Origin of the sequence: Butyrivibrio sp. MC2021 (genome assembly GCF_000621605.1) — a bacterium.
Taxonomy (GTDB): domain Bacteria; phylum Bacillota; class Clostridia; order Lachnospirales; family Lachnospiraceae; genus Butyrivibrio.
Genome location: NZ_JHXX01000019.1, coordinates 1 through 24,683, shown reverse-complemented (window position 1 = coordinate 24,683; position 24,683 = coordinate 1). Strand labels below are relative to the sequence as shown.

Here is a 24,683-nt window from a genome sequence, read left to right as displayed (position 1 = left end):
ATGCTCCTTTGTTCAATTTCACTCTTTAAATTATATCATGCCTCGCACGCCCCATAAGCCATATCATGATTTACTTCAGCCTGATAAAAGGCTCCCATGGTACTTGGAGCATTGAACAGGGCTGCAAGGAGATACTTCTTCACATTCCTTGGCTTTTCTTTGTTTTTATTCCAACAGTCCATCACGTACTCAATGTGCATTGAATTGAGTTTTAGGAGCTTGCTCTTTACAAAATTGGCAGAGTACTGGCTGCTGGCAACAAGAATGTAATCACTGGTGGTGAGTACATTCTCAAGGATCAGATCATAAACGCCCTGCAGAAAATCTCTGTCACATGGATAACGGTCCATAAGGATATCAAGACTTATGTTCTCACGGATGATATCTGCATAGGCTCTCTCATCATCATCGTATCCCATCAATTTGGCAGATCCGGTAATTGATATGGTCTGATTAGATTTGTTTTTACTAAGACTGTTATTGTTTATATTGTTCTTATTTGTGTTTAAAAAATAAACGACCTCAGATTTACTTTCAGGTTGGGTGTCGTTTGATTCATAAACAGGGGCATTTGAAAAACAAACACCACTGTTTGAATTATGGGCTACCTCAGAGTTATCCACAAGCTCCCTGCCGTTCCCTTCCATACCCGAAAGCAGTTCCTCTGCTTTCCCTAAAATTTGATTTTCAAATTTTGGTGTACTCTTAGGAATAAAATTTTTTACGTAAATCTTAAGACCTCTCCCAGGAATCAGAACCTTTTCAATAAGGCCGATGGCATCAAGATTCTTAAGGATTTCGCCTGCTTTATTTCTGCCACAGTTTGCAAACTCCATTATTGTCTCGATAGAGCAGTATACATAGGCCCTTCCAAGTTCGTCGAACCAGTTATTTTTGATAGACAGATTCATCCTGTCAAGGAGCATGGAATAAGTAAGAGCCTCCTCCAGATTCACGTTCTTATACATAGGATCAAATAAGAGTGGCTTTGGTATCTTTATAAAGTTGAACTGATCAGCCTCAGCCCCATAGAAGTAATTTAGATCTAATTTATTTCCCACGGAATGTTCCTCCCAACTGTTTTATTTTTGTTCCTCATGCCACTTTTCAAGCAAGCCCACGATTACCATTTCCCTTTGTTTGCTGCTGAAATGTGGTGGAAAGTATTTATCAAGTTTCTTTTCTGAAAGTGTTACCTTACCATTAGCTTTGCTGTTACTATCCGGAAGAGCATCGTTCATAATCTGTATCACAGTTCTCTGTGCGATATTCTCCAGATTGGGTGTTTCCTTCAGTGCCTGTATCTGTACTGGCTTGAGGAAATTGTTATCTCTGTAATATTCATAAATCCAACTCTGAAGTTCTTTATCGAAGCCTGCAACATCAACGCCCATTGTTACACCGATTTTCTTCTGATCAACAAGATCCATGACTTCCGGCACCAGCTCTGTCAGCTTTATATAATTCTGAACCGACCTTTCGCTCATCCCTGCCTCTTTACCCACTATGGCTCTTGACTTTGTTCCTGCCTCTTCCAACTTGTGGCAATCATTGCCACAAGTTAAATCTGTTCTTTTACCCTGTCTGCTGTTAAGAGCTTCCATCTTCATCTTTAATGAATAAGCTCTTTCACTGGGAAGTATCTCTTCTCGTTGAACATTCGCGTCAACCATGGCTATGGTAGCTTCTTCATCAGTGAACTTCTTTATTACTGCAGGGATTGTTCGTAGCCCCGCCAGCTTAGCAGCATGCATCCTCCTGTGACCGGAAATCATTTCATACATTCCAGGATCAGCTATTTCTCTTACAATCACCGGTGTCAGGACACCATTTAAGGAAATGCTCTTTACCAGATCTTCCATACGGCTGTCATCTACAACTTTAAAGGGATGACCTTTAAATGGCCTGATATGGTTTATTTCCAGTTCTACTGTTGTTTCACTTGTTATTGGTGCTCCTAAGAGCTGCTCCACTGATTCAAACTTTATCTTTTCTCTCTTTACTGCCATCTGTCCGCCCTCCTTATGAATTTCTGATCACTACATCTGTAAGTGCTGTATAAGCAGCTGCAACTTTTCCTTTGGGGTCATACTCAAATATGCTCTTACTGATTGCGCTGGTCTCTGAAGCTCTTATTGAAAGTGGTATCTCTATAGGAAATACAGGAAGGCTCTTTCCATATACCTCATTAACTTCAGCTACAATTTCTTTTGCATAATTTGTGCGGTTATCAACCATGGTCAGTAAAATTCCTTCAATCTCCAATTTAGAGTTAAGCCTGCGCTTTACTGTATAAATAGTCTTGATGAGTGCCTGAAGACCTTTAACCGGAAGGAAAGCACTCTGTACCGGGATGAGCACTGTGTCTGCACAGGCCAGAGCATTTACTGTCATAATTCCAAGAGATGGCATGCAGTCAATCACAACGAAATCGTACTGCTCCTTGATCTGATCCACATAATCCTTCAAGACAAGTTCTCTGCTCATAACATTTACAAGTGAAACCTCGGCTGCAGACAGCCCTATATTTGACGGAAGCAAGTCAATATTCTCTGAATGCTTCAAAATAGCATATCCCTCCGGAATATCTTCCTCATTAACAAGCTTCTCAATTACTGTTGCAATTGTTACATCCAGCTTGTCAGGCTCTGTATATCCCATACAGATTGAAAGACTGCCCTGTGGATCCGTATCCAGTAAAAGTACCTTCTTACCCTGAGCAGCAAGTCCTGCTCCTAAATTCACTGCTGTTGTGGTTTTTCCCACACCACCTTTCTGATTTGCGATTGCGATAACTTTACTCATTTTCATCTTCCTCCTTTGCCTTTGCTTCAAAGATTTTTAATAATTTTTCCTCATCACCTTCGATGAGCTTATCTACCTGCTTCTGGTGGGCTCTAAGATACTCTTCAAAAATATCTCGTCTTATCAGGACTCTTTTCCCGATCTTATAGACTGCCCCGGATGCCCATGCCATCCTTATCATCGGTTTCTCTCCAATTCCGTAATATTCTCCGGCAAGCTTATATGTGACCATTACCTTATGGGCAAACATCAAATCTTCATCGTCCAAATACTGTGAGAACTTCCAGATACATCCGCTCATTTCTTCCTTCCCCCTGTCTTGGTCATCTTAGGTGGCTGGTGGAACCTTTCCAGATATGCTTCAAATATCTCTATGTTTATGAGAACGTACCCATCAATCCGATAGAGAGCTCCCGCCTTATCAGCGAGCTCTAATAGCTTCTTGTGCTGAATACTGTAGATGTACTCTGCTTCTTTGTATCTGATTAGCTTCCTACGAAACATTCTTGCCTTATTGCGGACTTCCTGTTTTCTTTCAAGGTCCTGATATTCCTCATCATCAAAATCCATATGCTACCTCCGTAATCTCTTTTTGGGATGAGTTCTTGCAGAGGTCTTTCGCATGTCACAAAAACAAAAAGAGCCATTCCTGAATTTTCGTTCAAGAATGACTCTAAAATGAGTACTTTATTGATTTGTCTATGCAACTACTTCCCGATTATTCCCGTGTATATGGGCTCAATCTGTTGTAGTATTGTTGCAGTAAAAATATGTGATTCCCTGTAACCCGCATGTTTACTGGCTTTATTTGCCCAGTGACTTAAGTGTCGGGAAAATTAGAGTGGTCTCTATCATCCACGACCATTACTGTCCATACACGTCCACTTGAAATCTTTCATCTCAATTTTGAGATACCACACAAGTCCACCGAAATACCAGAAAGTGTTGTAAACTGCGTGGCAGGCCTCATTTTTATTGGATCTGTGTGGACACTCACCAATGAAGCCCAAATGTATGTAGTAGTCATCCAATCCGGACATTTTGACTACACATTTCACTACATTACATCTCATAAATTCTATGAGTGATGTTTTATACTCATATTATAATACTCCATTTTAATCCATTCAAGAACTTTTTCAAATGATGATCTTCCCCTCCAAGTGAGCCATGATCTCCTGCTTCTTTTCCTTGGTGGCATCAGCATAGATGTTCATGGTGGTGGTGATATCCCTGTGTCCCATAAGAGACTGGATCACCTTGATGTTACTCTCGTTTTCGCAAAGTCTTGTACAGAAGGTATGACGGAGAATATGGCAGGTGATCTCTTCCGGTAAAAGAAATGGTTCCCTTCCCTCATCAGCAGCTGCAGCCACCTCGTGTTCATTGTACCAGTCTACTGCGCTGTGTATTGCGCGATTCACTGCTCCGGGTAAAAGAACGTTCTGATTGCTGGATATAAAAATGAAATCCTTGAATCCATCAATCTCTTCATTACAGAATCCCAGGATCTTCTGGAACTCATATTCCATAAGGAATGCATCAAATACTTCCTGCACCATGGGTATGTCTCTTGTACCAGCATCAGTCTTGGTAGTTTGGATACGCTTCTTGCATTCTCCGAATTCATCAGGTCTGTCACTGAAGCTGCGGTTCACATGAACGATACGATTCTCCATATCTATGCTATCTGTCCAGGAAAGAGCTAATGCCTCCTCACCACCAACCCTCTCAGAAGCCTTTTCCATGAAATCCTGATAAGCAATTACTCCTGCTCCGTGGACATTTCCCTCTACAGAAGCAACAAAGATCTGTTCCTGCTCAGGTGGAATATTAAGGCCAAGCATTTCAAGATCCTCAACTCCCATCTGCTTAGCAAGGACCTGTGCCATTCCCTCGATCACTATAGGCTTGACCTCAGGAGCATGAATCAGCGCATCGGCATGAAGCTGCTCAGCTGTGATCCCGTACTGGTCCAGCATCTGGTTTGTTACCAGGATTGAACCTCTTTCTGATGAAGTTGTGTTCACCTCAAAGCGGTAAACAACTGCCATATCCTCCATAATCCTGTGAGGTACAGTCTCAAGAAGTGCAGCATTTCTCTCAGCAGAAACAACTTCCATTGTCAGTGTTTCCTTCATCTTGCTGTAATCCTTGAAAGAGTCGATATCAAAATCAGGTCTGCTGTTAAGTGCGCTCTCTGCAAGCTCAGCAGACTTGGAAGTAATGACATCAATATCAATTCCCTTTTCGTACTGCTGGTAAAGCGCTGTAGCATTGAGGTTAACACCGATGATGCTGTCCTCCGGCTTAACAGTGAGTGCCTCATAGGAGGAATTCATCTTCTCCATTGTCCTGGCCTCGACCTCAACCTCCATTCCATACTTGGAATACATGATCTCCTTCACGCTGGAAGCAAGTTCCTCTTTGAATTGTTCAAAATCCATACATTTTCCTTTCTTTTTTGGACATAATAAAAGCGCCACCCCGGTACAGATATCGGAAACAGCGCTTCACAACAGTTATTCTTTTGCAAAAGAAAAACCAAAGAATGAATCGATTTTGTTCTCTCGTTCATTCCTTGGCTCATTATAATAATATCATGCTCAAAACCACATGGAAACTACCATTTGGGTGTCATTTGGGTGCCACTTGGGTGACATTTGGGGACGCTTTTTCAATTGGTAAATATCTTAGCTGTAACAGCAGTGATTGCCACAGAAAGAGCCACACCTGCAATCAACACTGCTATAAGGCTCCAAAAAGGGCTTACTGCCATCAGAGTATCTGCATATCCTTCTGGCATTTCCTCTACTGCACATTCATAAGTATATGTACGATTGAACCATATCTGCCCATAGTATCCAAACGTGGAAAAGCTCATTATTACAGTGCTGATCACATCCCCATTCCATTTATACTTGCACAAGAACCTGCCAGCCTCCGCCAAAACTCCGATCACAACTACCGGAATCACATGCCATGGCACAGCATCCCCTATTATCACAAATAGCAGGATGATCATCAGTGAGAAGATGGCTGCACACCCCGGTGCCTGTATCCTTCTAAATGCGTAGAAAGTAACACCAGACAACAAGATTCCTGCTGTAATCTGGTAGCACACAAACATTACCGGATGAATAGCTCCCAACACGCAAACCAAAACCGTGAATACCGCATAGATTACAGCATATACAACCATCCATATCGCATTTTTCTTGTTCCACTTATTATTCATCACTACTTTCTCCTTTTTCATTTTCATCTATTTATGAAATCTTCAATCTCTTCCGCATACTCTCTGGTATGTGCTGCCATGTATCCACAATGCGGGTATCCTTTTCTAATAACCACCTTCACATCTGGCATGTACTTGGCAAAAGATTTTCTAGAAAGTTTCAGGTCAAAATCCTTTTCGCCATATTCAAGATGGAGTTTGGCCTGTTGTTCTTTTTGGAGTGGCTTCATATCGTAGGTACAGCATGCATGGCATATTGCATCGATATCACTCAGCGTGATTCTTTCAAAGTTCTTAGTCATCATCTTTGCGAAGTCATAGCCATACCAATCCACTAGGGATTTTGATGCTTCCACATGAGTCTTATCCAGCTGTTTCTTTCTCTTTCTGAACAGATTACACACAAGCACTTCTGCCATCTTAGAACTCTTATTGAGTGCAACACCGTCAAACCAGGCACGTTCTAAATTAAAATCAGAATCCCAGAATAGCCGCCATGCAACTGCTACGCCAAGTGAAGCTCCGTATACAAGCTTGATATCCTTATAGTCTTTATCAGTCAGATACGATTTAAGCTGTCTGTACTCATCATCAGCGCTGATATATGCCCCGGCTTTACCATGGCCTCCCTGATCGGGAGCGATGATAAAGTAATCTCCCTTAAGATACGGACTCATCAGATCATACAGATTTGCACCGGATATCATCATTGGCGCCAGCAATATGAGCTTTGGATTATTAGGATTTCCATACTCGTTGATATACATCTCATTTCCCCTTCAAAACAAAAACACCACAATCCCTGCAACTATAGCAGCTCCTGCTATCCATATAATTGCCAGCAAGCTTCTTTTTTTCAAAACCTGGCCCCAAGTCTGAACATATGGAATATCTTCACAGCCAGGCAAGATCCAAAACCTGCTATGTCCAACCCAGATCTTGTCTATGACAATACCATCATAGATATTCATTACTTCAAGAAATAGCAGAGCCTGTAAATATGCCGTTTTGAAATCAGAGACTCTGTTCCATAATCCGATAATGAGTATAAGCGCTGTCAGCATTACTATGTAAAACTCTGTCATGAAGACCTTGCGCTTTTTCTGCATAGTTTCTTTTGTTATAAGACCTATATCTATAGCCCTTTCCTGCACTGCTTTCGGATAGAAATACAATCCATCAATAGCGCCCCCTCTTACCGCGTACATGACCATCGCAGTAAAAAGCAGGCAGAATAAAACCATCTGTATCAGAATAATCATCTGTCACCAGCCTTAACTTTCTTCGCCATAACCAAAAGTCCAACGAACATCCACAAATTCCCTATACTGATCCAAGCAGCAGTAATAGCATTGCGAACTTCTGATTCAGGAAGGAACTTAAACAGCATGACTGCGGCCATTCCTACCGCAGGACAGAATATCCAGCACCATTTAGGATATGGAGTCAGCCCTTTTGTGAATGCTGCAATATGTGCCACATGTTGGATGATCCAGAATAGAAAGAACACTATCATTCCCGGCAAAAGAAAGTATTTACCAAATTTCACTGCTGCATCTACTGCAATCTCTGGGGAAGCATCGTTCATATACTTGTAAAAGAAGCATGTGGATAAACAAGGAACGTGCACTCCACACCCCGCATAGGCCAACACACCAAGTATTCCTGTCCTGTACAAATGAGCGTATTTCTGTGATTTAGGAACAATCAACCTATATACACCAAAGTAACAAAGTGCCTCAAGTGGAATACCTATAAATCCCAGAAATGCTGACCAAAACATTTTGGTATCTGATAATTGCAAATATGCTGACAAGAACCATTCCATACCTGTTTTAGAAGAATCATGCATCCCATAGCCTATAAGCACATCTCCCACAAGCACCATGCATGCGGCAAATATGCCTATCCGCATAAGCTTCTCTATCCTGTTCCAGTCTAACTTGTCATCAATTCCGATGTCATTAAACTTATCCATACATTCCGCCCTTAATGCTTTACCATTTAAATACAGCAAGCCTGTTGTTGATGTTCTTTCCAACGATAGCAAAGAGTTTTCCGCGCAATGAATACTTCTTCATTTCTTCGTTATAGCTCGTTTCAGACACAAGGCTCATCCTTGGTTCAAGATCCAGATATTCACGGCCTGACTTTGTTCCCCATCCGAAAGAAGCATTAGTATGTTTCACAGCATCGTGATGGCTACCATTCTTTTCAAGGAAAGGAGAATGAAGCTCCGCAAGAAGATATCCATGTTCGAAGCTGTCACAAAGCATGTTGATGCATGTCTTTACCTGGTCTTTGGAAAAGTATTCAAGGACTCCTTCCATAACCACGATGGTCATGTCTCGCTTAGGAAGTTTCCTTGTCCATTCTCCGTCAAGCGCACTCCCATCGAGCATTGTGCACCTGTCCCTGTCAGAGTACACTTTACGTCTCTTCTCTATCTGATCCGGAAGATCCACATCAAACCACGTGATCTTGCCATTGTCTACCTGCAAGAACTTATCATCAAAGCCACATCCAAGATTAATGCAGAGAGCATCAGGGTACTTGCTGATAAGTCGTTTTAACTCATTCCTATACAGTATTGTCCTGGCTACAACTCCCTCATGTGATAAAAAGGGATCGTATTTACTAACATCAACTCCAAGAGCATCAATTATCTCTTTTGCCTTAAGGTCGATAATCCTGGCATTAGACCTTGCTGTCTCACTTGCCTTTATTGCAAGCGGGATAAGCGCTGTTTCCTGTACATCACCAAAAGTAAGTTCCATTGTCCACTCCTCCTTTATATATGTTAGCCTATGCTAACTTAAAATTATAATATTCTCTTTCCCTTCTGTCTATAGGGCATGTCCTTTAGTTTCTGCCGTTACTTCTTATATCCATTCCCTCTCATCCTTGTCTACCAGGCTTAACGCACAGACCAGATACATGAGCAGCCATCCAAAAGACTCGAAACCGGAATCTAGACCTTCAGAAATGTAATTCATGAGCTGCCCTAATATTGAGGTAATCACCGGGCAACAAATAAATGCAGCCTTTTTCACAGGAATCATTTTCTTAAACACCATTCCAATCCAGGCAATTGTAACGAAAACATCGCATACTACAAATCCGATGCCCATGGGAACTGCAATACTTTTCAATACTCTGAACACCATATCAGCAGAAGTTTTCACATCGCCTGTAGCAGCCATTCCTGCATTAAACACAACAGGGAGCATGCATATACCTATGTGGATGAAAGCAAAATAAAGTATTCCGCTCCAGTTTGCAATCTTGAAAAGGCCAAACAGCTTAGAATCATTAAGGTGATATTTCTTTTCCATAACCCTAAGAAGTTCAACAGCAGCCACAGCAAACAGGGTTGCGCAAGCAAATCCGAGAATGGACGATACTGCATATCTCCAGTCAGGAGCTACGCTCCATTCAACTCCCATATAGGCATCCGGTGAACTGGACGTACTAAATGTACCGTAGCCAAGGAGATAATCTCCTATAATCGCCAATATCATCGAATATACCCCGAACATGATCTTCTGTCTTGATGTAAGATTCTTCATTTTCTCCCCCTTACAATGACTTTGTGAGCCTGTAGTCACAACAGTCATCACCTTCAGCCACCGATTTAGTCCGTTTATAATCAACTCCCCTGAAGCCGTTCATGTATTCTTTATCCATGCAGCAGATCATCTGAACAGCTTCCGGAGTACCAAGTTCCCGCGCCTTATCATAAAGAGGACAGCTTACCACATCCATAAAGCACTGTTCTTTGGTAACTTTAAGGTTCTTTATTTCATATCCATCGCTCAGTTTTGCAGCAATTCTATCCATCCTCTTCCACATGAGATAAGGGATACCAGGAATCGCTGTGATTCTCCGAAAGATACCCTGTAGTCTGCGTCCCATCTTTGTTCCAAAGCCTCTTGTAACAGCCAAAGCTTCTCCGGGATAGAAATGCTCAACTGAACGATACAGTGCTACTGCTGGAAAGACATATGACACACTCGCCTTATCTGCGGATGGTTCAGCATTCTTCAATCTGATAAATTCGCTTTCAGCGTAATTCCAGATATCTTTTGCCTTGGATGTTCCGTGTTTATCTACCAATTCAACGTAAAATTGCTTGAATATATAGGATTTCTCCAGAGTATTACTCATACAGACTGCTCTCCGTTACTTCTTTATCCTCAAGTAAAAATCACACTTATCAGCGCCTCTGCCCAGTGTTCCTGTCCTGATGAACTCAAGTCCCGGAAGATTGCCATAGATCCTGTCATCATTTCCGCAGAATATCTTTGTGAGCTCAGGGCAGCCAAGTTCCGTAAAATATCTATTATATGGGCACTGTGTTATATCCATCTTGTATTCGCCCTTTTTGTTAGGGTAAAAGACATTCTGAAATCCGCAAGTAGGCCCAAATATTTTCTTGGTCAATGGGTCCCACATTTTAACAAATAATTCCTTCATTCCGGGAACCCTCATCAGCTTGGTCAATTTGGCCTGAATCCCTGTACATCCCACAACAGCAGCATCCTCAATGACTTTAAATGCCCTATCCTCGCCCAGTATTGGTTTTATTGTCAAATAGATAGCCGAAGAAGGAAATATTCTACTGTCAGTATGATTATGTACCCCTTCAGGCAATGACTTATACTTATCAAGAATCTCCGAAAGCTTTAATATGGCATCGTTCCAGAGTTTATTACTTTGGTCCTTAGGAAAAACCTTATCCATCTCAGCCTTTATAAAGCCTTTCTTTTTCATAATCTGTTCTGCCTTTTCTGACATCTTTCATTTTCTCCCCATCAAAAAAACTCATTTCATATCGGATCTTCGCTATATTTCATGATACTACTAATTGTTAGTTGATGCTAACTTCTCTCAAAAAAATATTTCCGTTTGTTATTCTCTTACGAGGTCATACATAAAGCTCTTTTCTTATTCAACCCATCAAACTTATGAACAGTCCTACAATCGCTGCCGGAATCAGTGCAAACAACATCCCCGGGAATATAGCACCTTTTAAATGAAACCACTTCTGATGGTAAGCCTTGTCCATGTGCTCTGTTCCTTCCAGCCTGAACATTTTCATATTTGCAAATAGCACCCAGTCCAGAAAAAGTGTGTCATAGGCTCCAATCCATACCATGAGTCCAAAAGCGATCGCGAATCCCTGCCAAAATGTAACTGCCCCGGCAAGCTTCGCGCATATGGTAAGAATAACTGTAAACATGATTATTCCACAGGACTTCGCCAGTACTACCTTTTTTGATTTATATGAAACATCCACTCTTTCATGTGTTTTGAAGTATTCTTCTTGAATATCAGGCGGGTAATTATGGATACATGCCGGACTGTACATTTTTTCCCCATGAAAAGACACAAAAAGAATTGTTGTAAATAATACTGCAAATACTATCGCTTCAATTACCAATACATACCAAACCATGTTACCTGCTTCCCTCCCTCATAATACGACCATCATAATCCCTGCCAGTGCAGCTGCAATAATAGGATTGCCTACAATCGTAATCAGCCACTTCACAATCTTCGTCTTTTTGGGGATGTAAGGCCTTAGATCTTCGGTTCCCGGAATCGTCCAGGCTTTTGTATGCTCCACCCAATACCAATCAATAAAGAATCTGTCGAATAGTCCTTCTGCCATTGTCATAGCATATATTTGGAGAAATGGCACTATAAATCCTCTTGCTCCATTGATGCCATAAACTGACCACAGCACAAAAGCAATCATCACTGTAAGTGTGCCTATCTTGAATAATTTACAGTTCTTATCGATCTGTGCCTTTGTTATAAGTCCCATCTCTACGACGCGATCCTGTACATCTTTTTCATATAAAAAAGCTCCCTGTTCTGTTCCATTTGCTATAACAACTACACAGGTGAGAAATAGTATAAAGCAAACCACAATGCACTCTAATATTAGAACCATAGTTACCCCCATATTACCCTCAAACTGTCATTACCATAAATTCATCTATAGCTTTCAGCACAGGTTCTGCGTATTCTTTCCCACCGAACAGCCACTGCTCATGCTGCATGTTGAACTCTCTGATGTCAGGATCATGGAAGTACTTCTTATAGCGTTCAAGATACTTCTCACCCATTTTGTTGGCATAGATAAAATGAGCTCTTGTATGTTCAACATTGATATCATCCCTAAGATGGGTCAGGAGGTCTGTGTAATACTCATTCTTTATGGACCGGGGATTAAACTTGGAAAAACAGTTCATGAATTTCTCAGCATTTTCATCATCCATTTCAAAGATTTTTTTCAGCTTTTCTTTGGATTTATTCCGTTTCTTTTCACTGCCTGTAAAGCTTGTTAAAAGAGGCACAACAAGCATTGACTGGAGTTTTGCTGATACCGGCCCGCTCTGATCAAGGTCAGGACTGCCAAAGATAGCATGATCTATATGCACGTTCTTTCTCATAACAAGCTGACCCACAAAACTTGAACCAAGAGAAGATCCAATAGCTCCATCAAGCCTGCCATTATGCTTCTCACAGATATATTTCTCGATTTTCTCTGTTACCGTAATCATATCAGGAAAGATACCATCACTTCCATCAAACCCATCATAGTTCACGCATATAAGATGATATTTCTCTGATAACCTATCGATTACTGTTCCAAAGTTTGTCTGCCAGTCACAGCATGTCCCGGGAAGCAGCATAAGCGTCTTTCCTGACATATTCCCAATTTCTTCAAATTGCATTTTTTATACTCCCCTGTTTTGTAGTATTTCTGATTAAATCCACCATCTTATCCCAGCCTTCCTTGGCCTCTTTCACTATTGGGAATGCCGGATAGCAGTGGAACATGCCTTCGCCTACGATCATCTCATAATCCACTCCATATTTTTGCATGACTTTTTCGAAAGATGGAGCGCAGGCATACAACGTTTCTTCGGAGCCATAAACAAAAGTCACTTGCGGACAATTGGTAAAATCGGCCTTTTGAAGCCATATCATGTATTCAGGAACTGACAAATCGCCATGTCTCATGATATCCACAGCGGTTCTCATATAGCTTGCCGGAATTGCCACATCTTTTTTATTAAGCTTCAGCATCCGCTCCCACTCTTCATCTGTTTCAACGCAGGTTCCGGGTGAAATGGCAAGAATATAGCCAGGCATCGGTGTATCATCATGCCCGTCATTGATGTATGGAACCATTCCCAGCGCAAGATTACCGCCTGATGATGTACCTAGAACCGAGATGTTCCCAGCGTCATAGTCCTTTAGCATCTCTTTATATGTCTCATGGATCATTGCATATGCTTTGGTAAGGGGATAATCCGTGCAAAGGGGATAGTAAGGCACGTACACATCCACTCCTGTTTCCTTGGCAAAACGGAGTGCTTTCTTGACAGCGTCAGGTCTTGGTGCCATTACCATTCCGCCACCGATGATAAAGAGATTAGCGTGAGATGCCTTAGCTTTATGCTTCATCCTGATCACCGTAAATCCCATCACCTTGATCCGGTCTATATCAAACTCAGGATCTTTAAGCTCAGGAATCTGGTTCTTTGCATTTTCCTTTTTCTTTGCTGCAACAATCTCCTCAGCAGTTTTTCCATCCCACATCTTCTTTAAACCCGCGGCTTTCACTACCCGCTTAAGGATCTCATATTTAATGCTCATAGCTCCTTCTTTCTGCACTGGAATACCGCAATGCTCTCAACATTTGTAACATTGACTTCAATGTACAGTCCCTTGAGTCGCTTCTCCAGAGACTCTACTGTTTCGAACGGTCTTGTGAAGAATCCGCTTTTTATGTAAAACCTGTCTATCATCTTATCAGTATGTGTGTTGGCGCCTTCTACATAAAAGCATCCGGTAAAAATGCCACCTGGTTTGAGAACTCTGAATGTCTCCTTATAAGCAGCTTCTTTATCCGGGAATGCGTGAAAACCATTCAGCGAAACAACCGCATCAAATGTACTGTCTTCAAAAGGAAGATTTCCCACATCCCCCTGCTTAAATACTATGTTCTTTATCCGCATTTCATCTGCTCTTTGAGATGCAGATGCCATCATGTTTTCCGAATAATCAAGGCATGTAATGTCTGCGTTCGGAAGCGTTTTCCAAACCGGCATTGAAAGGACACCGGTGCCCACCGGAACCTCAAGTAGTTTCCCTGAAAAGTCTGCAGGTATCATCTCAAAAGCTCTCGCCTGATATTCCAGCGCATCCTCTCTGTCCATGTTCCACACAAGTTTTGTGACTAACCTGCCCATAAAGGTACTGCAGGTCATCATCCCATCATAAAAGCCGTGAGCCTTTCCCAGACTCTTATACGCACTCTTTATCTCAGTTTTCCTGTCAGACATATCTGCCTCCTCCACGTTTCTTAAAACAATGTACATATCCAGGCCACAATAGCTGACGCTGCCGGGAATATTATAAATAGCTTCAGCAACTGACTCTTTATGTTATAGCCATACTTCCTATTCTTATAAACATTTTCCACCTCTGGATAATAAAACTGAAAGAAATGAAACTTAATCAGCAAAAAGTAATCGAAACAGATCATGTCATAGAGTTTATAGACAGTGAATATAAAAACAAATCTGAAGAAGAACTGCCCAAACGTGAACCCACTCCTGAAGCCATCCCAGATTGAAATCACTCCAACACCAAGTATCATCAGAAGGCTGAATATCATAAGTGTCCATCCAATTATCCTCGCCCCATAGAAAAGTTCCTTGTCTCTATGACGAAGCACCGCCTGTGCTTCCTTCGGTGCTGAAGAAAAGAACTTCTTATCCTGAATAAATGCCACAGCTGAGAACATCATAAGTGTAATCGCCACGCAAAAAACCAACGCCAGAAAAACAGTTAACAGCATACTCGTTTACCCCTCTGAAATATAATCCTCTATTGCTTTAACAGCCTCCATTACACCGTTTTCTTTCATTATCAGTTCCGAAATAGTCTGCGTTGTAACATCATATTTCCCGCTGACCAGGTCTTGTAGAGCATCTGAGATTTCTTCAGCAGTACATAATCTCTTTCTTATGTACAATGGTTTAGGTCCACAACAGAGTTTGTGATCAACTCTCCCATAAAAATACTGGTCAAGCGCCAGTGCTATCACCAGTGTTGGAAGCCCTGCCCTAAGTCCCAGACCATTTGTAGTGTTTCCGCCATGATGCACTACTGCTCTCACCTTTCCGAAGATATAAGCATATGGGACGTTATCTATAAAAAACAACTTGTCAGTATTTATCTTGTCTTTTTTAGGTATCTGGTATGCCTGCACGACAGCACGAATTCCGGTCTTTTTTAAAGCATCTAATGTCAGCAGCTGTAGTCTCGCAAGTTCAGGTGACTCTGCCTTTCCAAAAGCTACAAATATCGGTTTCTCACCCGCTGTCAAAAAGTCCGTCAATTCCTTGGGTTCTTCATAATCTTTTATACTCTCTTCCGGGTGATACCAGTATCCTGTCACATGTATATGGTCTCCCCATGAAGGATCCAGTGGCATAAGGAGTGGACTTGTCGGATAAAAAGTAAGTACTTTTCTTCCATCAAGTTCCGTATATCTGCTGCTTATCTTCCACTTTGAGAGTCCTGCACTCTTTCTCCATTTATTAAGAGCTACCATTGTCATGAGGCTCATCCCATCCGATAGTCCATCATAGCTTTTAAGCACTTTGTCCGAATTAAAATCATCAGTATAAAGCGAGTATTGTCTGGTCGGATCCATCGGACTGTAAAAATATCTTGCACATTTGATTCCAAGATACTCAGCCGCATGTCTTGCAAAAGCTGAGCACGTACCATACATTACAAGGTCAGAGCCTTTTATAGCATCAATGGTCTGCTCCATGAACCTCGGATTTTCTTTCTTAAGCTTAAACAGCCCATTAACAAAATCAAGGCTAGTCTTATAGTCTGTAACCATATATTTCATGACATGATCTGCATCCGTATCAAGCCTTAAGAAGGTCACGCCTTTACTTTCTATGAGCGGACGGAAAGCCTCCGATGTCAGTATCCGGAACTCATGTCCCCTTTTTGTCATTTCCTCGCCAAGCTCTGCCAGAGGATTTACATCTCCCCTGGTTCCCACTGCGACAGCTGTAACAATCATTCCTTACTCCCAATACGTGTAATCCAACTAAGCATTTCATCTATAGCCAATTTCCCATTACCCACATTACAATGATTTTCCGCTTCTTCCTTGTCAGTAAACAGGCGAAATGTAAGGCTTCTGACATTCCTTAGCATGTTGATTTCTTTTCCGATAAGGTGGTAATCAATGAAATGGTCTCCACTGGCCCCAAGAATCAGCATATCCTGCGTAATCTGATCTGCGACGGGTGCAATGTCATATAGCTTCAGCTTCTTGGCATAACTATATGCATCCTTTGCCTCATAGGCATAGCATCCATGCTTGATTCCCCAGTCGATTATGGGAGATTTCTTAGCTTTTTTGCCAAATACCAGATTAAGAAGTGGACGGGCATGTAGCTTCATGAGGATATGGAATGCTCTCTGCGTACCTTGTGGTTGCATACTCACAAGAATATCCTGAAAGCATGGGAATATGGACCAGGCAACCACTTTAGTTATGCGTTTGTCAAAAGCCGCTGCTCTTGGGGCAAGATAACCTCCGAGAGATATGCCTATGATAGTCACATCAGAAAGCTTGAAATAATCCAGGATTACCTTAACAGGTTTCTCCCATTCATGGGTGAAATGCATTCCCTGAACGCGCATTACGCCACCCTGCCCGGGGCCTTCAAACATGTAGACTTCAAACCCCTGTTCCTGCATATATAGGACAGTGAAAAGAAATTCCTCAAAATAGCTGTCATTGCCGCCATGGATAAGTATAGTCCCCTTGCTCTCACCATAAGGCACCACATGCATCACAGGGAGTTTCACATTCTCATAGGGGACATCATATCTTTCAATCCTTGGATTTTCTCCCTCAAAGAAATCTGCATAGTACTCGTAAAAGAGCTTGGTTGCCTTCTCATAGTACTTTCTCTTATCAGGATCACCGTCATACATGAAGAACTCGCTCATTCGATAATAGGCAATGGCATTATCTGTCCTGCCCTCTTTCATGGCTTCGTCGCCGAGCAAGATAAGTTCTCTTTTCCAATCGTCACTGTTGTGGATCTTGCCGGAAACTTTTTGGACATCCTCCAGTCTGCCACCATCCCAGTTGATAACACGGTTCAGCTGATAATTGAAATTTGCTTCATCATTGAGCTTATATACACCCTTTTTAAGGATTACCGGTCTTGTGATATCGTACTTTTCCATATAACGCTATTGATCCCCCTCACAAACTTTTCCGGATTAAACGGAGCAAGACCCCCGTGCCCTACATCCTTTATCTTTCTGAAAACCGTCCGTGGAAAGTAATTTTTGATATATGACACATCCCACTTTCGGTCTTTGACTTCCTTTTCTGCAACCCAGTACTCTATATACCTGCAGTCAATATGGACATTCTCAGGCATGGAATAATTGTTACATGATTCAAATGTTCTCCAGATTGTTCTTGCACTGATCATTTTAAGAACCTTTGCCGCGTATTGCGCATCTTCCTCTGACAGTTCATCAGTTGAAAAAGCTTTTTCCAACAGCTTTGTTCCACCAAGTTTTCCTGTGTATATCAACAAAAAATCCTTTATTGCTATCAATCTTGTAACGATCCAAGGAAGCTGATATGGAGTAATACCACCATCGATTACTGCACTCTGTATTGTCACTTTGTTGCCTGCAAGCATCCTGACTACAATGCTTCCACCCATGGAGCAGCCGTAAAGACACGTCACATTGCTCAGACCGTTCAGGTTCAGCCATTCTTCCAGTTCTGCTGAGATCTCTTCAACACTTGTGAAATCGCTCTTGTTGTCAGGGTCATACCCCGGAAGTGCAGGAATTATCAGATGGTATTTCTTTTCCAAAAGCGGAATCACATACTCGAAGTAATCCCACATAACCACGGACGGATGTAGCAACACTATGACCTTATCATTATCTTTTCCAAATTCGTGTATAGTCATATATCAACAACCTTAGCCTTTTTCGTCATAATCAATAGTCCAGCAAGCATCCATGGATTTCCCCGTCCGGCCTCCATATTTACACCAGATATCCGTTAGTATCCCTCTCAAGGTCTGTCCACTGCTTTGGAATATCGCCGTATTGCCCGATGTATGCCTTGAAATCCCTGTTGAGCGCACTCATCTCATCGACTGCATTCATCGCATGGTCTGAAGTGCAGAGTTTTCCAAGCTTCGTTGCGAAAATGAATTGATAGAACGGAAGGTATTTCTTTTTGAACTTTGGATTCCTAAAATCTTTGTCGGAATCAGGCATGATTTCATGCCCATTGTCTTCCAGTACTGTATAAGCCGCAATAGTTGCGTCCATGATCCTGTTGACATAGACTTTGTCGCGCCTAAGCTTTTTTATATCACCATTTGCATAATAACAGGCAAAAGCTATTGGTATTACTGATGCTGCATGGCATATGAGCCAGTCTGTCATATTTGATTCATAGACTACTTTGAAGTTTGTTCCGGAGAATACATTTCTTATAAAATTCTCCTGCGAGGAAGTCCCCTTAGTATTTCCAACTGTTATCTTATTCAGTGACACTGATCTGATATAGTCTTTTTCCCTATGCCCTGCAGACATTGCAAATGCAAACAGCACAGTTTTTTCTGATAGTGCGGATGTAAGCTCGTCTGTCTTAAGATTGTTGCCGACAAATACAATGTTCCTGGAAGCATTATCTTTAAGAGGTTGAACAACACTATCTATCTGGGTATATCTGACCACCACGAATATAACGTCGTATCTATCATCCGATCTCAACCCATTAATCACAGGTATCTTCACATTGGTCTTTCTGCCGAAATAATGATGAATACTAAGCCCATTTCTTTTTATCTCTTCATACCACTTTCCACGGGCAAGAAGTGTGACATCTTTTCCCTGTCTGTACAGACTGCTTGCCAGATTTCCACCCAACACTCCTGCTCCATAAACGAGTATTCTCATCTTATTTTTCCCTCTTAAACGTTATGAGTATGAGCCCGGCAAACAGGGCACACAGCACTGCTCCTGTCAGCATCCACAGCGGCAATCCCCGGTCAGTCTTTGAAATAATTCCATATATTGAAACAGGGATTCCAATCAGCCCGCCCAGAGTTAAGGCTCCAAAGCCCCTGTGCAGCCTTGTCGCTGTAAGGATGCGGTTAAGCCCTGCCGCCCTCTCACTAATTAGTTCCAACACGCCAATCATCATGAAAATTGCTACTATGACAGAAAGTACGGCATACATATTCGCCTCTTGCCTCAAACATTTCACTGTACAAACAATCCATATTATCCAGCCTGCATTCCCCGGCAAATCATATATCATCCACTTAGCTGCGGATATCTCCGTTCTAAATATCCCAATGCCAGGTTTCCACGGAATGCATCTGTTTACGTTTTTCTTATACTCAGCGTACTCCTCACCATATAAATCCAAAAGCCACTTCTCTTCCGTTTTTATAAGTGCAACTGTCATAATAATCCAGTCAACAATCGGAAAAAGTAGCAGCCATGCATTATGCCACATAAGGGTAATCCCAGATAGCGCAAACCACCAGCCGCTGTACATCGGGTTCCGTACCCATGAATAAATGCCATTGGTCTGAAGCCTGTTCTCTGTTATAGAATCATCCATATCTGACCGGACAGCTCCTATATACCAGACTCCGATTCCCATTATTATGAGTAATGTACCAACCACTCGGAAAATAAATATCCATGGCTTATACAGGATTCCTATCTTAAGCACATAGCCAAACAAGATAATTCCTATTACATTGACCATAGCAATTCCATAAACAATATATGGCCCGACTCCAAAGAGAGGGAGTTTCTGCCCTTCCTTCATGTAGTTCTTTAACATTTTCTGATCACCTCATCTTGACATGCAGGCCCATCTGATAAATCCGAATGTCTGATAAACTCTACATGCCGTGTAAGTCCCGAATAGGCTCTTGTATCTGTATTACAGAATATTTTACAAAGCGGTCTTATCCCATAGCTTTCAAACATTTCGACATACATACACTTTGAAATTCTATATTCTACCTTGTCTCTGGTGACATTGAAATAGTCATAGGTTATACTGCCATCAGTCATTCGTTTTTCATGGTCGCCGATATTCCACTTTCTGGCAATATCAAAACTGTTCGGAAGTGCGTTGATTATTGCAATTATCACATTGAAAAATGTCCTTCTTGCTTCAAAACCAGCGTTTATATAATCCATGATATCTGTGTCAGAAAAGCCAAATTGCTTTAGTTCCAGACACATTGCAATTACCGCATATACATGAAGCGTACTTGTTGATGGATAAACATTGTGTTTCCTGAAATCATCAGAGGCATACATCTTAGAAAGTCGGGCAGCGTATGCTTCAACTCTGTCATCGACATTATTAAGTCCAGTTTTTTCAATGGCCTTTCGATATATCTTTTTATAGGCTTTTATCTTTCTGTCCATCCCTTATCCTCCAACTTTACTGAGGATTCGCTATCTTATCAGGCACAATCCAGTAATCACAGATAAGTTCCTTTATACTTCATCATAACCGCGCCATCTACTCCTTATTTCTTTGCAATGACTGTAATCCACGGTTTACTCTCATGATGATCTGACTTAACCTTTGAAAAACCCGCTTCTTTCAGAGCCCCTTCGATTTCTTCTACTGTATGACACTTCATGCCATCAATGATGCTCTCAAACTGGAGACTCGTCTTATCAGTTCCATCAGACTCATTTACAATCATGAAGATTCCACCAGGCTTAAGTGCCTTGTTTACCTCTGAAAAGCATTTCTCAAGTCCCGGCCAGAAATAAATGGTCTCAAAAGCTGTTGCAAGATCATACTGCTCATTCATGTTCAGATTAGAAACGTCGCCCTGCTGAACCTTGCAGCGTCCCTTCTGTATCATGCCTGTGTTGTAAGCTGCTGCTTTTGCAACCGAAACATCTGAATAATCAATCGCCGTAACCTTAGAAGATGGATACTTCCGTAGCAACTCATGTGCATTTCTTCCACCACCGCATCCAACTTCAAGAATTTCTTCCGGTGCAATAGTTTTTAAATGTGCCATTCCCCAGTCGGCCATCTTCGCGTGCCCACTGTTCATGCCATTGACCATCATCTGTCCCAGGAAACCTTCTGGCTTTCTTGTCTGACTTACAAAGTTTTTAAAAAGTCCCATAAATCATTTCCTCCCCATAAGAAGCGCAGAACCTGTAAGAGCCATCCAGGTGGACTCCCACTTGCTCATGAACATACCGTTAGTAGTATCAACAAGTTTTACTTCTTCGTATCCCATTTTTTTTAGCTTTTCTACAAAGCTTTCTATATCTCCATATTTTGCCTTGGACATAATATCGTGAATAGCAAATGTTCCGCCCTTCTTAAGGGTCCTTAGTGTTTCAAGAAGAATCGCCTGTCTGTCCTTACTTGGTATGTTGTGATACACATAGTTACTTGTAACTGCATCAAAAGTCTCATCTGCAAAATCAAGCTTACAGGCATCGCCCTGCTGAAAAGATGTGTTATTTACACCTTCAGCAACAGAATTACTTTCGCAGAGACTCTTGCTGAATGAAGCATACTCTTTCCCCCATCTGTCTATACCAATTATCTGAGCGCCTGGATTTTTCTTTGCACAGGCAATACTTAGAGCCCCGCTTCCACATCCAACATCGAGGCATTTACCGCCATCCGGGATTTTTACATAGGATGAAACACCTTCTATTATCTGCTTAGACATCTGACGTGTTCCGTTATAGGAAAATGCCCTGTACATCAGGTACATCCACAAAGATATCAAGGCAAACAGCACAGTTAAAATCAGCAATACCTTTCCCACTATTGAAGCCATACCTACAATTACCGCAACAAAGAATATCGCTGCAGTAATTCCAATCGTCCCAAGTACCATCCCCTTCGGCATCCAATTCTTGTAATCAGCCTTCATCGCCATTCCTCCTATGTTTGATCATATCTATCCTCTCAATTACTCCGATATCTTCCAGCACATTTATCATGCGGTATACCGTAGCTACTCCCACAGAAGAATCTTTGCCTCGTACAATACAGCAGATATCCTTACAGCTGGCTCCGTCATTATCCGCAACGACATCTGCAACTATCATTCTCTGTCTGGTTATTCTCATACCGTTCTCTTTTAAAGCCTCAACAATCTGCTCATTATTCATCATGCCATCACTTCCAGCCAAACATTATTTCGTTAGTCTCAACTAACCCATTCCCAAAAGAAAAGCCCGCACTAACCGGGTGTTTTTAATAGATATTTAATATCATGAAAATAATTATCAGTTATCTCAAATGTTAGCATAAGCTAACTCCATTTTCAATAGTACTTCAGTATTTTTTCTGTCTCATCTCCTATTCTTATTCAGCAGGATCTATACTGTCCTCACTCGTCTTTTCATCAATCTCGGGGTAAATGAAAAAACTGCTTCCGACGATGCATGTCGCATCGAACATTATATAAGCGATGAATCATTTAAAGCCATAAAAAAGCACATGGCACAGTTCTGTTAAAATCAATAAATATCTGTATCGGTTATTTATCCTTATCAAACGTGGGAAATCTTATCAACGATAAGCCTTGAAAGAGAGGTTAGCATATGCTAACTTCTTTTTTCGTAAGCATTGTAGGAATCATATTATATTCCTAGAAAGGATGAGAAAAGTATGAGTAAAGTTAAAGTTGTTTTTGGAGTGGAAGTGGAAATACACAGGCAATGGCAGACGCTGTTGCGAATGGCATAAAAAGTGCCGGTGCTGAAGCTGAGGTATATATCCAGGGAAGATGAGCAATAGCTGCATGACTCATATTCTCAAACGCAACATGCTTATGTTCATATGGAAATGATACAGATTCCAGTTTTTCCTCCATTATGCACGCACTTTCAAACGAGGGCCAAACTTCATCTTTTTTTGATGACAGAAAAAGAACAGGTCCCCTTATGTTCTCAACCGGAATGATCGTATCCGGAGTAACATCTTTATCACTGTTAATGTCCCTAATCCTTATCTCTTTTTCCTTCTTAATCATTTCCGCCATGTTTATGATACGTGTTTTATATGCAGCATACGGCAGGTCTTTTCCTTTGTAACTCCAACAGGAAGTACCCGAAGGTCCTTTCCTTTTCCCTTTTCCCGCTAATCCTTCGCTTACATAATAGGACGGAACCCTCGCTATAACACACGAAATATCCAAAAGCAGAGAACCTGCAACCAAAGCCATTTCACTGCCTTTTGATGCCCCGTCGATACCGATCTTTTGATATCCCTGTTCTTTTAAGTACCTGATAGCATTTTCAACGTATTCAATGGGTACACTTACCAGATCAGGAGATGTCTGCTTTGTCTTGAAAAGTGCAAGCGACATAGCCGGAATGCCGTTCTTATGGTAGAACTCTGCCTCATGTTTAGCCATATTCATTCCACCATTTGAACCGGACATAACTATTATTACTTTGTCCTTGCTTCCGTTGCCCGGAAACAGGATTCCTTCAAACCCATCTTCTTTCATCAAGGTATGTATCATAAAACGCTCCATCTTAATACTTGATAATCAGTTCTACTCTATAATATATTCTGGTATAAAAGCCTGACGCTAACAACATGCTTTTACTCCTTGATCATCATTAATGCTACTACAAAAAGGATTGCTGGCGAGATCCATATTGTTCCGATACCAAACCTTTCCGACAGTATCCCACCAATTCCGGCTCCTATGGCAAAGATAAAAATAATACCAAAGAAATGCAAAGCTTTGTACAAGGATTCCTTTTCTTTTGTTCTGAAATACTGTGAAAAGCTTTCCGTACCACTCCTCAGATTGCCGATACACATCGTACTGGCATATCCATATCCATGAACCTTTCTGAAAGTCTGCACCTGCATGGCACATGAAAATGACACCATGATATTTGCGAGCATATTTAATCCTGACGGCATAAATCCTACCGCAAAAAGCATTACAATCTCTATAAAAAGTATAATCTGTCTCCAATGGATCTTACTGCTGGTCTTAAACCTACTCTCGATCCTTTCAGCCAAAAAGATTCCCGCGGCAAATGATATGAGCGGAAATATATAACGCAATCCCTTATGCCAGTCTCCCTGCATAAAGCTCTGACTCATCAGTACTACGTTGCCGGTCTGGGCATTTGCGAATACACCATTCCTAACGTTATAAGTATATGCATCCTGTAGTCCTCCTGAAAAAGAAAGCAACGCACTTAGTCGAAAGCTTTCAGAGGTCTGCGTTTTTGCAAGAGACATCTCTTTCCTCCAAACATATCTTCCGTTAATAAAACTGGAATATTATTTTCTTTTCCTAATCAAAACAACTCCTGCTGCAAGAAGTGCTAATCCCACAACAAGACCTATAATCAATGACCACGAATCTATTTTCCCTGCCAGAAATATTGAAGTAGGCCCGTCAGCACCACCTATAATTGAGGCAGAATGTGCCCTTCTTGTTAAAAGAGTTATTGCAACTACCACTATTCCAATAAGCAC

Annotated in this window: 33 protein-coding genes; 1 reads left to right on the top strand and 32 read right to left on the bottom strand. The window is 41.5% G+C overall.

The genetic code is table 11. From position 1 onward, the window contains the following. Positions 1–35 precede the first annotated feature (35 nt). The 29 genes from T359_RS0116400 to T359_RS20800 all read right to left on the bottom strand — a co-directional run bounded on the left by T359_RS0116400 (position 36) and on the right by T359_RS20800 (position 22,345). Positions 36–1,061, bottom strand: coding sequence for a DUF6017 domain-containing protein (locus tag T359_RS0116400; RefSeq protein ID WP_026518389.1), 1,026 nt, complete (start codon positions 1,059–1,061; stop codon positions 36–38). A 21-nt stretch (positions 1,062–1,082) separates the two neighbouring features. Further along, positions 1,083–2,009: a ParB/RepB/Spo0J family partition protein gene (locus T359_RS0116395; RefSeq protein ID WP_026518388.1), complete on the bottom strand. Its 927-nt coding sequence runs from the start codon at positions 2,007–2,009 to the stop codon at positions 1,083–1,085. Positions 2,010–2,022: 13 nt separating this feature from the next. Next, positions 2,023–2,805 carry a ParA family protein gene (locus T359_RS0116390; protein ID WP_026518387.1) on the bottom strand — a complete coding sequence of 261 codons (783 nt, stop codon included), beginning with the start codon at positions 2,803–2,805 and terminating at the stop codon, positions 2,023–2,025. After that, positions 2,798–3,106 carry an excisionase gene (locus T359_RS0116385; protein WP_026518386.1) on the bottom strand — a complete coding sequence of 103 codons (309 nt, stop codon included), beginning with the start codon at positions 3,104–3,106 and terminating at the stop codon, positions 2,798–2,800. The genes T359_RS0116390 and T359_RS0116385 overlap by 8 nt, the downstream gene beginning before the upstream one ends. Beyond that, positions 3,103–3,375 carry a DUF6462 family protein gene (locus T359_RS0116380; RefSeq protein WP_026518385.1) on the bottom strand — a complete coding sequence of 91 codons (273 nt, stop codon included), beginning with the start codon at positions 3,373–3,375 and terminating at the stop codon, positions 3,103–3,105. Before T359_RS0116380 ends, T359_RS0116385 begins: the two co-directional genes overlap by 4 nt. Before the next feature lie 569 nt (positions 3,376–3,944). Beyond that, a complete protein-coding gene (locus T359_RS21885) occupies positions 3,945–5,252 on the bottom strand; it encodes a DUF5688 family protein (RefSeq protein WP_051545557.1) in 1,308 nt (435 codons plus the stop codon). 230 nt (positions 5,253–5,482) lie between these two features. After that, positions 5,483–6,043, bottom strand: a complete 561-nt coding sequence (locus T359_RS0116365; RefSeq protein WP_026518384.1) for an MptD family putative ECF transporter S component — start codon at positions 6,041–6,043, stop codon at positions 5,483–5,485. Between the two features lie 23 nt (positions 6,044–6,066). Next, positions 6,067–6,810, bottom strand: a complete 744-nt coding sequence (locus T359_RS22875) for an alpha/beta fold hydrolase (RefSeq protein ID WP_197027114.1) — start codon at positions 6,808–6,810, stop codon at positions 6,067–6,069. 12 nt (positions 6,811–6,822) lie between these two features. Next, complete coding sequence (locus tag T359_RS0116355; RefSeq protein ID WP_305879432.1) at positions 6,823–7,305, bottom strand: hypothetical protein; 483 nt, start codon at positions 7,303–7,305, stop codon at positions 6,823–6,825. After that, on the bottom strand, positions 7,302–8,021 hold the full coding sequence (locus tag T359_RS0116350) for a DUF6796 family protein (RefSeq protein ID WP_026518381.1): 720 nt from the start codon (positions 8,019–8,021) through the stop codon (positions 7,302–7,304). Before T359_RS0116350 ends, T359_RS0116355 begins: the two co-directional genes overlap by 4 nt. Positions 8,022–8,040: 19 nt before the next feature. Continuing rightward, positions 8,041–8,820, bottom strand: a complete 780-nt coding sequence (locus T359_RS0116345) for a class I SAM-dependent methyltransferase (protein ID WP_026518380.1) — start codon at positions 8,818–8,820, stop codon at positions 8,041–8,043. Between the two features lie 105 nt (positions 8,821–8,925). After that, positions 8,926–9,612, bottom strand: a complete 687-nt coding sequence (locus T359_RS0116340) for a DUF6796 family protein (protein ID WP_026518379.1) — start codon at positions 9,610–9,612, stop codon at positions 8,926–8,928. Between the two features lie 10 nt (positions 9,613–9,622). Further along, a complete protein-coding gene (locus T359_RS0116335) occupies positions 9,623–10,210 on the bottom strand; it encodes an L-2-amino-thiazoline-4-carboxylic acid hydrolase (RefSeq protein ID WP_026518378.1) in 588 nt (195 codons plus the stop codon). Between the two features lie 15 nt (positions 10,211–10,225). Next, complete coding sequence (locus T359_RS0116330) at positions 10,226–10,840, bottom strand: L-2-amino-thiazoline-4-carboxylic acid hydrolase (protein WP_026518377.1); 615 nt, start codon at positions 10,838–10,840, stop codon at positions 10,226–10,228. Positions 10,841–10,994: 154 nt separating this feature from the next. After that, complete coding sequence (locus tag T359_RS0116325; RefSeq protein WP_026518376.1) at positions 10,995–11,501, bottom strand: hypothetical protein; 507 nt, start codon at positions 11,499–11,501, stop codon at positions 10,995–10,997. A gap of 18 nt (positions 11,502–11,519) precedes the next feature. Then, positions 11,520–12,002 (bottom strand): hypothetical protein, encoded by a 483-nt coding sequence (locus T359_RS0116320; RefSeq protein ID WP_242839116.1) that lies wholly within the window; start codon positions 12,000–12,002, stop codon positions 11,520–11,522. A gap of 19 nt (positions 12,003–12,021) precedes the next feature. Next, positions 12,022–12,789, bottom strand: a complete 768-nt coding sequence (locus tag T359_RS0116315; protein WP_022766189.1) for an alpha/beta fold hydrolase — start codon at positions 12,787–12,789, stop codon at positions 12,022–12,024. Next, positions 12,779–13,717, bottom strand: a complete 939-nt coding sequence (locus T359_RS20815; RefSeq protein WP_051142158.1) for an alpha/beta hydrolase — start codon at positions 13,715–13,717, stop codon at positions 12,779–12,781. Before T359_RS20815 ends, T359_RS0116315 begins: the two co-directional genes overlap by 11 nt. After that, positions 13,714–14,406 carry a class I SAM-dependent methyltransferase gene (locus T359_RS0116305; RefSeq protein ID WP_022753571.1) on the bottom strand — a complete coding sequence of 231 codons (693 nt, stop codon included), beginning with the start codon at positions 14,404–14,406 and terminating at the stop codon, positions 13,714–13,716. Before T359_RS0116305 ends, T359_RS20815 begins: the two co-directional genes overlap by 4 nt. A gap of 20 nt (positions 14,407–14,426) precedes the next feature. Next, positions 14,427–14,924: a hypothetical protein gene (locus T359_RS0116300; RefSeq protein ID WP_022766186.1), complete on the bottom strand. Its 498-nt coding sequence runs from the start codon at positions 14,922–14,924 to the stop codon at positions 14,427–14,429. A gap of 6 nt (positions 14,925–14,930) precedes the next feature. Next, positions 14,931–16,172, bottom strand: coding sequence for a glycosyltransferase (locus T359_RS0116295; RefSeq protein WP_022766185.1), 1,242 nt, complete (start codon positions 16,170–16,172; stop codon positions 14,931–14,933). After that, on the bottom strand, positions 16,169–17,356 hold the full coding sequence (locus T359_RS0116290; protein WP_035784782.1) for an alpha/beta hydrolase: 1,188 nt from the start codon (positions 17,354–17,356) through the stop codon (positions 16,169–16,171). The genes T359_RS0116295 and T359_RS0116290 overlap by 4 nt, the downstream gene beginning before the upstream one ends. Continuing rightward, positions 17,326–18,105, bottom strand: coding sequence for an alpha/beta fold hydrolase (locus tag T359_RS0116285; protein WP_026518372.1), 780 nt, complete (start codon positions 18,103–18,105; stop codon positions 17,326–17,328). The genes T359_RS0116290 and T359_RS0116285 overlap by 31 nt, the downstream gene beginning before the upstream one ends. Before the next feature lie 79 nt (positions 18,106–18,184). After that, positions 18,185–19,108 carry a ketopantoate reductase family protein gene (locus T359_RS20810; protein ID WP_051211676.1) on the bottom strand — a complete coding sequence of 308 codons (924 nt, stop codon included), beginning with the start codon at positions 19,106–19,108 and terminating at the stop codon, positions 18,185–18,187. A gap of 1 nt (position 19,109) precedes the next feature. Then, positions 19,110–20,009: a methyltransferase family protein gene (locus T359_RS21880; protein ID WP_051211677.1), complete on the bottom strand. Its 900-nt coding sequence runs from the start codon at positions 20,007–20,009 to the stop codon at positions 19,110–19,112. Next, positions 20,003–20,608 (bottom strand): L-2-amino-thiazoline-4-carboxylic acid hydrolase, encoded by a 606-nt coding sequence (locus T359_RS0116265; protein WP_026518371.1) that lies wholly within the window; start codon positions 20,606–20,608, stop codon positions 20,003–20,005. Before T359_RS0116265 ends, T359_RS21880 begins: the two co-directional genes overlap by 7 nt. A gap of 104 nt (positions 20,609–20,712) precedes the next feature. Then, positions 20,713–21,333, bottom strand: coding sequence for a class I SAM-dependent methyltransferase (locus T359_RS0116260; RefSeq protein WP_026518370.1), 621 nt, complete (start codon positions 21,331–21,333; stop codon positions 20,713–20,715). Between the two features lie 3 nt (positions 21,334–21,336). Then, on the bottom strand, positions 21,337–22,101 hold the full coding sequence (locus T359_RS0116255; RefSeq protein ID WP_026518369.1) for a class I SAM-dependent methyltransferase: 765 nt from the start codon (positions 22,099–22,101) through the stop codon (positions 21,337–21,339). Further along, on the bottom strand, positions 22,091–22,345 hold the full coding sequence (locus tag T359_RS20800) for a Fur family transcriptional regulator (protein WP_022766178.1): 255 nt from the start codon (positions 22,343–22,345) through the stop codon (positions 22,091–22,093). The genes T359_RS0116255 and T359_RS20800 overlap by 11 nt, the downstream gene beginning before the upstream one ends. Before the next feature lie 148 nt (positions 22,346–22,493). Here T359_RS20800 and T359_RS23110 point away from each other — a divergent pair, with 148 nt between their 5' ends. Then, entirely contained in the window at positions 22,494–22,691 is a 198-nt protein-coding gene (locus T359_RS23110; RefSeq protein WP_081795632.1) for an iron dependent repressor, metal binding and dimerization domain protein, read from the top strand. Between the two features lie 163 nt (positions 22,692–22,854). On the opposite strand, the gene T359_RS20795 is transcribed toward T359_RS23110, so the two are convergent. From T359_RS20795 to T359_RS22870, 3 genes are all read right to left on the bottom strand, one after another. Then, positions 22,855–23,703, bottom strand: a complete 849-nt coding sequence (locus T359_RS20795) for an acyl-CoA thioester hydrolase/BAAT C-terminal domain-containing protein (RefSeq protein ID WP_051545554.1) — start codon at positions 23,701–23,703, stop codon at positions 22,855–22,857. Positions 23,704–23,786: 83 nt separating this feature from the next. Continuing rightward, the gene (locus tag T359_RS0116240) at positions 23,787–24,443 is read right to left on the bottom strand and encodes a YoaK family protein (RefSeq protein WP_026518368.1); all 657 of its coding nucleotides are present in this window, start codon (positions 24,441–24,443) and stop codon (positions 23,787–23,789) included. A gap of 42 nt (positions 24,444–24,485) precedes the next feature. Further along, a partial coding sequence (locus T359_RS22870; protein WP_035784780.1) for an oxaloacetate decarboxylase occupies positions 24,486–24,683 on the bottom strand: 198 nt, incomplete at its 5' end.